Origin of the sequence: Planktotalea sp. (genome assembly GCF_039984035.1) — a bacterium.
In the GTDB taxonomy this organism is placed as follows: Bacteria; Pseudomonadota; Alphaproteobacteria; order Rhodobacterales; family Rhodobacteraceae; genus Planktotalea.
Genome location: NZ_JBDWVM010000301.1, coordinates 1 through 5,456 on the forward strand (window position 1 = coordinate 1; position 5,456 = coordinate 5,456).

A 5,456-nucleotide genomic window follows, 5' to 3' on the forward strand; every position below is an offset into this window, starting at 1 on the left:
GCGGCTACACGGGCAATCCACCGCTCTTTCCGTTGTTTGACAAAGACCTGCCGGACGATGTGTTGATCATCAATATCAACCCGCTTGAACGGGATGAGGTGCCGCAAACAGCACAAGCGATCCAGAACCGAATTAACGAGATCAGCTTTAACTCATCCTTACTGCGCGAGTTGCGGGCGATTGAATTCGTGCAGCGGCTTCTTGCGGATGGAACGATGACTTCTTCCACGATGAAGAATGTGCATGCCCATATGATTGCCGATGACACGTTGATGAATGAGCTGTCTGTGGCGACGAAAACCTACGCGATCCCATCGGTACTTTATGCGCTACGCGATGCAGGGCAGGCCGCGGCCGATCAGTTCTTAAGTGCACATGACGATGATATTGGCGTGCGCAGCAGCGTGAATTTGCAAGCGATGTTTGGCTAAACGCGCTGGCGAGATCGTTAGTGATCCGGGTGCGCAGGCGGGCCTTTCAGTTCAATCTTGTTTCCAAAGGGATCCAGAAAATAGAACGAGTGCCCAAGACCACGAGCGCCGCCGTGGTTGGCCTCGCGCTCGATCTTTACGCCATGATTGGCAAGATGCGTCCGAAGCGCGTCTTGATCGAACGGTCCTGTGGCGATGCAAATGTGATCGACGTTCTTGCCGCCTTCAACCGCGGGCCGCGCGGCCGCCGCGCCGGGGTGCGTGGTATCCCATAAAACTATGAGCGAAGGGCCACACCACACTTGCTCCATGCCAAGATCGGGATAGGCATATCCACGTTGGCAGCCAAGAACCTGTTCGTAAAACATCATTGCTTTTTCAAGGTCATTCACAAGGAAAACGACGTGATCAATGCCCGCAAGGGTGAATGGTATATCAGTCGGCTTTAAAGACATGTGTTTTCCCGTCGCTCTTATCAATCGCTCTGTTTCGAGCGTTCGAGGCTCAAATCAGTTGCGCGAGATCAACAGGCAATTACGACTTAGTCAACCGGTTGGCTGGGGTCTTTCGAATTCGGGTAAACCAGACCTGCAGAGATCACCAATTTGGCCGCATCTTCGACGCTCATGTCGAGTTCGATGATGTCTTCGCTGGGGAAGAACAGCAAAAAGCCAGAGGTCGGGTTTGGCGTTGTTGGTACAAACACGCTGACCAAATCACCGCTTGTCATCGCGCGGTTCGCGACTTCGCCCTTGGCTGTGGTTGAAATAAAGCCAATCGCCCAAATCCCTTTGCGCGGGTATTCAAAAAGGCAGGCCTTTTCAAACGAGCGTTCCGATTGCGCAAAAACGGTTTCGGCGATTTGTTTTACACCCGAATAGATCGAGCGCACGACAGGTACGCTTTCCACGATGCCTTCGGCAAAGCGAATGAGCGAGCGGCCTAGCAAACCCTTGGCGAGCCATCCAACCACGATGGTGAACAGCAAGAAGATGATCACACCGACACCGCGCAGATTGATGCCGATATATTTCTCAGGTTGGAAGGTATAAGGCACCAACGGCAGAACCACGCCATCGATCCAGCCGATGATCGACCAAATGAACCAAATCGTCAGGCCAACAGGCGCGATAACGACAAGACCTGTCAAAAAGCTACTGCGTAGCGATGCGAAAAGGCCCGGTCGGCGTGGTTTGTCGTCAAATGGGGTGTTCATTACAAATTCCAGAAGGTTCGCCCGTTAGTTAAGCACTGCTTACCCAAGGGGCAATGGTCCTGTTATGACAATTGCCTAATTGGCCGCCAATTCGCATGCAATCTGCGCTGCAAGTGCCGCATTGTTCAGCACTAGAGCGATATTTGCGGTGAGCGAACGACCTTCTGTAATCTCAAAGACCCGCTGCAACAGATAGGGCGTGACGGATTTGCCCTTGATTCCATGCGTTACAGCGTCTGCAAGCGCTTGCTCGATTACAGGTTCCATTTCGGCGCGTACAATCTCGGCATCTTTCGGAATTGGGTTGCCAATGAGTTGACCGCCGGGCAGGCCAAGCGCCGCGCGCATTTTATGCGCTTTTGCAATGTCTGCCGCACTATCGAGGCGGAGTGGCGCCTTATGTGCGCTTTGTGCAGACCAAAAGGCCGGCATGTGATCTTGGCCATAGGCGATGACGGGCACGCCTTGGGTTTCGAGCACTTCAAGCGTTTTTGGCACGTCGAGAATAGCTTTCGCGCCAGCGGCAACGACCGTTACAGGCGTTTGTGCCAGCTCCAGCAGGTCAGCAGAAATGTCAAAGCTCTCTTCCGCGCCGCGATGAACACCGCCAATACCGCCCGTGGCAAAGACAGAAATGTCCGCCAAATTTGCAGCGATCATGGTCGCGGCAACCGTTGTAGCGCCGGTGCCGCCTGTCGCCATGCACACGGCCAAATCCGCGCGGCTGAGTTTCGCCGCACCGCGGGTTTGCGCCAGTGTTTCCAATTGCTCGGTCTCAAGGCCGATGTGCAGCGTGCCATTGATCACCGCAATTGTTGCAGGCTCCGCGCCGCCAGCGCGAATGGTGGCTTCAACCTTTTGCGCCATCTCAAGGTTTTGAGGGTAGGGCATGCCATGCGTAATGATCGTGGATTCCAGCGCCACGATTGGCGTGCCTGCGTCATGTGCGGTTTGAACGGCTGCGGAGCGGATGAAAGGAAGGTTCGTCAATGTGCTGTTTCTCCTGAAACGTATCTTGCGGCCGCTTGCAACGCCTGTTCGAGCGCGGCTTGCGGGTCGGCATCGCGCAATTCTGCGCTCATGTGGGCGGCCATGAAGGTATCGCCAGCCCCTGTCACGCGCGCAACGAGAACTTGGGGCGGTGTAGCTTGTCGCAGACCGCTGGCATCTGCTTCTGCAGCGGCATTGCCTCCATCGGTCACAAGCGCGCGGGCAGCGCCGCGATCCAGTAGCCCTTGGGCGGCACCGGCAGCTGTTTCAAAGCTGCGTTGGCACAAGGTGCTTGCTTCTTCAAGGTTCACGTATAGCGTTGCGCGGCTTTGATCGAGGAAAGGGCGCAGGCGCTCGGCCTTACCCGGCGAGGCAGGTGCGACCCGCAGGTCTGCGTTTGCAAAGAGGGGATCGCTTGCAATGTTATTCAACAGCGACAGCGTCAGATTGCCATCAAGCGCGATCATGCCTGAATAGGGGCTGCTCGTATCGCCCAGCGTACCATCTTGCAAAGGCGTCAAAATCTTCGCGCCAGCGGCTTCGAGCGAATGGGCATCGGCAATTGCCGCGATCAACCCATTTGCGCCTTCAACGGCCATATAGCGGTCGGTAGGCAAATCCGCCGAGCGATAAAGGTAGTCGCAGATCAAACCCATCGCGTCGACCTCAGCGATCAACTGATCCCCGTCAGGATCACGGCCTACAGCGCTCAGCAGGGCGGGGCGCAAATCGAAACGGCGCAAGGTCATCGCGATGTTCAATGCCACGCCGCCGGGCAATTGGGTGATGCGCCCGGGCACATCACTGCCTTGGCGCATGGAACTTTTGGAACGTCCGATCACGTCCCAAAGGACCGATCCGATGCACAGGATATCAGGTTTCGTTGTCATGTCATTGTACTGACCTGCCACGCCGATCTGTGCAAGTCGCAAACTCGAATTAAAGGCCGCCTTTTTCCACAGCGCGTTGATAGGCTGGGCGCGCTTCGATCATTTCAACAAAAGCCGCGAGCTTTGGATAAACCTCAGGTGAGTTAAGACGCATCGCGATTTGCGCCGGAAAGCTGAGCATAATGTCCGCCGCACTCAACTCATCCAGAACGAAATGGCCAGACGGGCGCAGGATGCTCTCCATATAGGCGAAATGGCTTGCCAGCTCTTCTTGGATGCGCGGATGCAACGGCGCGCCTGCTTCGCCCAGCTTGCCCACATAAAGATTGAGCAAAATAGGCGTCATGACCGACCCTTCGGCGAAATGCATCGCTTCAAGGTGGCGTTGGTGCGCCGTGCTTCCTGCCTTGGGGATCATATTGGGCGCGAAGCGTGCGCAAAGTGTTTCGGTAATAGCGCCGCTCTCGATCATGAAATCGCCGTCCAGTTCAACCATCGGCGATTTGCCAAGCGGATGAAGCGTCTTGAGCGTATCTGGCGCTAGATTGGTCTTTGCGTTGCGCTCGTGCAGCTCAAGTTCATAAGGCGTTCCAATTTCTTCCAAGAGCCAAAGAATGCGCAGCGAGCGGGATCGATTGAGGTGATGAAGTTTTATCATGCTCAGATGCTAGGCGTTGCATCTGCATTTAGATAGGGCCGACGCTGCGTAGTGACGCGGTGAAACTATCGCACTTCAAAGGTGAGCGAGGCCCAAAGCGTTTCCCAAACCGCGCCAATTTCCTGCGCCAATTCGGTGACGGGTTCACGCAGAGCGACGTTATCTAGCAGATAGGCATGACCCGATTTCACGGGTATGATTGCGATGCCTTGCTCATTTGTGCGTACAGTCGTGATGACGACGTCACCTTCAGGGGGGCGCTCGAAAATCTCGACTTGGGCGTTAATACGGGGCTTTTCGCGGTAGAAAACCTGAACGGGTAGGCCATCGCTTAGATCATCGGTGTATGGATTTTTGAGCGCGACAATTTCTATTTCCAATCCGCGCTGCGCATCAGACCCTGCGCCTGAACCGACCGCAAAAAGCCCCTTGGCATAACGGATATAAGTCTCAGTAAAGTCGCTTTCCGGCAGATTGCGCGCAGTGTGTTGGGCGCGTGCGGTGTTGAATGCCTTGTGATCCGCGAACTTCTGGAATTTTTCCCAAGTGCCATAGCGCACGCGATCCGGCGTTGTTTGATAGATAAGCGTAAACAGCCCGTCTTTATCAACGGGTTTGTCAAAAACAGGCGAGTCACCAAGACGCGCGACAACCGGCCTGGTGCCATCCGCATCAACCCTATCAAAGCGCGCGGCGCGTTTTGTGAAATAGGCGAGGTCTATACCTTTGAAATTTTGTCCGTTTTTTGTGAATGCAGCGATATTTTCGCCAGTTTCGACTTGATAGTTTTTGCTATCAATCCAAAACTCATGTGCAAAGAGCGGCGCCGCAGCGAGGCTCATCAGCACGGCAATTGCGAAACGTCTAGAGGTCATCATGTCTGCTTTCATTAAACTCAAGGTCATGCTGATGCAGTTGCTGGCCGTGTCAAGCTTTTTACTGCTCACGATGTCGTCGGTGCAGGCCCATGAGGTCAGTCCAACAGTGGCTGATTTGACCCTGACAGAGGGCAAAGTAGAACTAAGCATGCGGATCACGCTTGAGAGTTTTCTCGCTGGCATTGATCTAGATGCGGCAGAGGATACGAATGATGTGGCTGAGGCGGATGACTATGATGCGCTTCGGGCGTTGTCCGCTGCTGATCTTGAAGCACAATTGCGCGCCTTTGCACCGCAAATGTTAAGTGCGATCGTGCTTAAGGCTGATGGCGCGCCTGTGGCTCTCAGCATTCAATCGCTTGATATTCCAGAGGTCGAAGATGTGGAGCTTCC

At 54.7% G+C, this 5,456-nt stretch carries 6 protein-coding genes and 2 pseudogenes; 2 read left to right on the forward strand and 6 right to left on the reverse strand.

Going from position 1 to position 5,456, the window contains the following annotated elements:
- Positions 1–431 (forward strand): annotated as a pseudogene (locus tag ABJQ89_RS13750) (patatin-like phospholipase family protein); the annotation flags it as partial.
- Between the two features lie 17 nt (positions 432–448).
- Here ABJQ89_RS13750 and ABJQ89_RS13755 read toward each other — a convergent pair.
- The 6 genes from ABJQ89_RS13755 to ABJQ89_RS13780 form a co-directional block, all read right to left on the reverse strand.
- Entirely contained in the window at positions 449–886 is a 438-nt protein-coding gene (locus ABJQ89_RS13755) for a VOC family protein (RefSeq protein WP_348496762.1), read from the reverse strand.
- 86 nt (positions 887–972) lie between these two features.
- Positions 973–1,647: a DUF502 domain-containing protein gene (locus ABJQ89_RS13760; protein ID WP_348496763.1), complete on the reverse strand. Its 675-nt coding sequence runs from the start codon at positions 1,645–1,647 to the stop codon at positions 973–975.
- Positions 1,648–1,722: 75 nt separating this feature from the next.
- Positions 1,723–2,637 (reverse strand): pseudouridine-5'-phosphate glycosidase, encoded by a 915-nt coding sequence (locus tag ABJQ89_RS13765; RefSeq protein WP_348496764.1) that lies wholly within the window; start codon positions 2,635–2,637, stop codon positions 1,723–1,725.
- Positions 2,634–3,527 carry a PfkB family carbohydrate kinase gene (locus ABJQ89_RS13770; protein WP_348496765.1) on the reverse strand — a complete coding sequence of 298 codons (894 nt, stop codon included), beginning with the start codon at positions 3,525–3,527 and terminating at the stop codon, positions 2,634–2,636. The genes ABJQ89_RS13765 and ABJQ89_RS13770 overlap by 4 nt, the downstream gene beginning before the upstream one ends.
- Before the next feature lie 49 nt (positions 3,528–3,576).
- The gene (locus ABJQ89_RS13775; protein ID WP_348496766.1) at positions 3,577–4,185 is read right to left on the reverse strand and encodes a glutathione S-transferase; all 609 of its coding nucleotides are present in this window, start codon (positions 4,183–4,185) and stop codon (positions 3,577–3,579) included.
- Between the two features lie 65 nt (positions 4,186–4,250).
- Positions 4,251–5,063 carry a DUF4198 domain-containing protein gene (locus tag ABJQ89_RS13780; RefSeq protein WP_348496767.1) on the reverse strand — a complete coding sequence of 271 codons (813 nt, stop codon included), beginning with the start codon at positions 5,061–5,063 and terminating at the stop codon, positions 4,251–4,253.
- Between ABJQ89_RS13780 and ABJQ89_RS13785 the strand changes: the two are divergent.
- A pseudogene (locus ABJQ89_RS13785) lies at positions 5,062–5,456 on the forward strand (HupE/UreJ family protein); the annotation flags it as partial. The gene ABJQ89_RS13780 and the pseudogene ABJQ89_RS13785 sit on opposite strands and share 2 nt — an antisense overlap.

Bases quoted from the DNA above. Each gene is read 5' to 3' on its own strand.
- ABJQ89_RS13755 (WP_348496762.1), bottom strand. From the start codon at position 886: ATGTCTTTAAAGCCGACTGATATACCATTCACCCTTGCGGGCATTGAT.
- ABJQ89_RS13760 (WP_348496763.1), bottom strand. From the start codon at position 1,647: ATGAACACCCCATTTGACGACAAACCACGCCGACCGGGCCTTTTCGCA.
- ABJQ89_RS13770 (WP_348496765.1), bottom strand. From the start codon at position 3,527: ATGACAACGAAACCTGATATCCTGTGCATCGGATCGGTCCTTTGGGAC.
- ABJQ89_RS13775 (WP_348496766.1), bottom strand. From the start codon at position 4,185: ATGATAAAACTTCATCACCTCAATCGATCCCGCTCGCTGCGCATTCTT.
- ABJQ89_RS13780 (WP_348496767.1), bottom strand. From the start codon at position 5,063: ATGATGACCTCTAGACGTTTCGCAATTGCCGTGCTGATGAGCCTCGCT.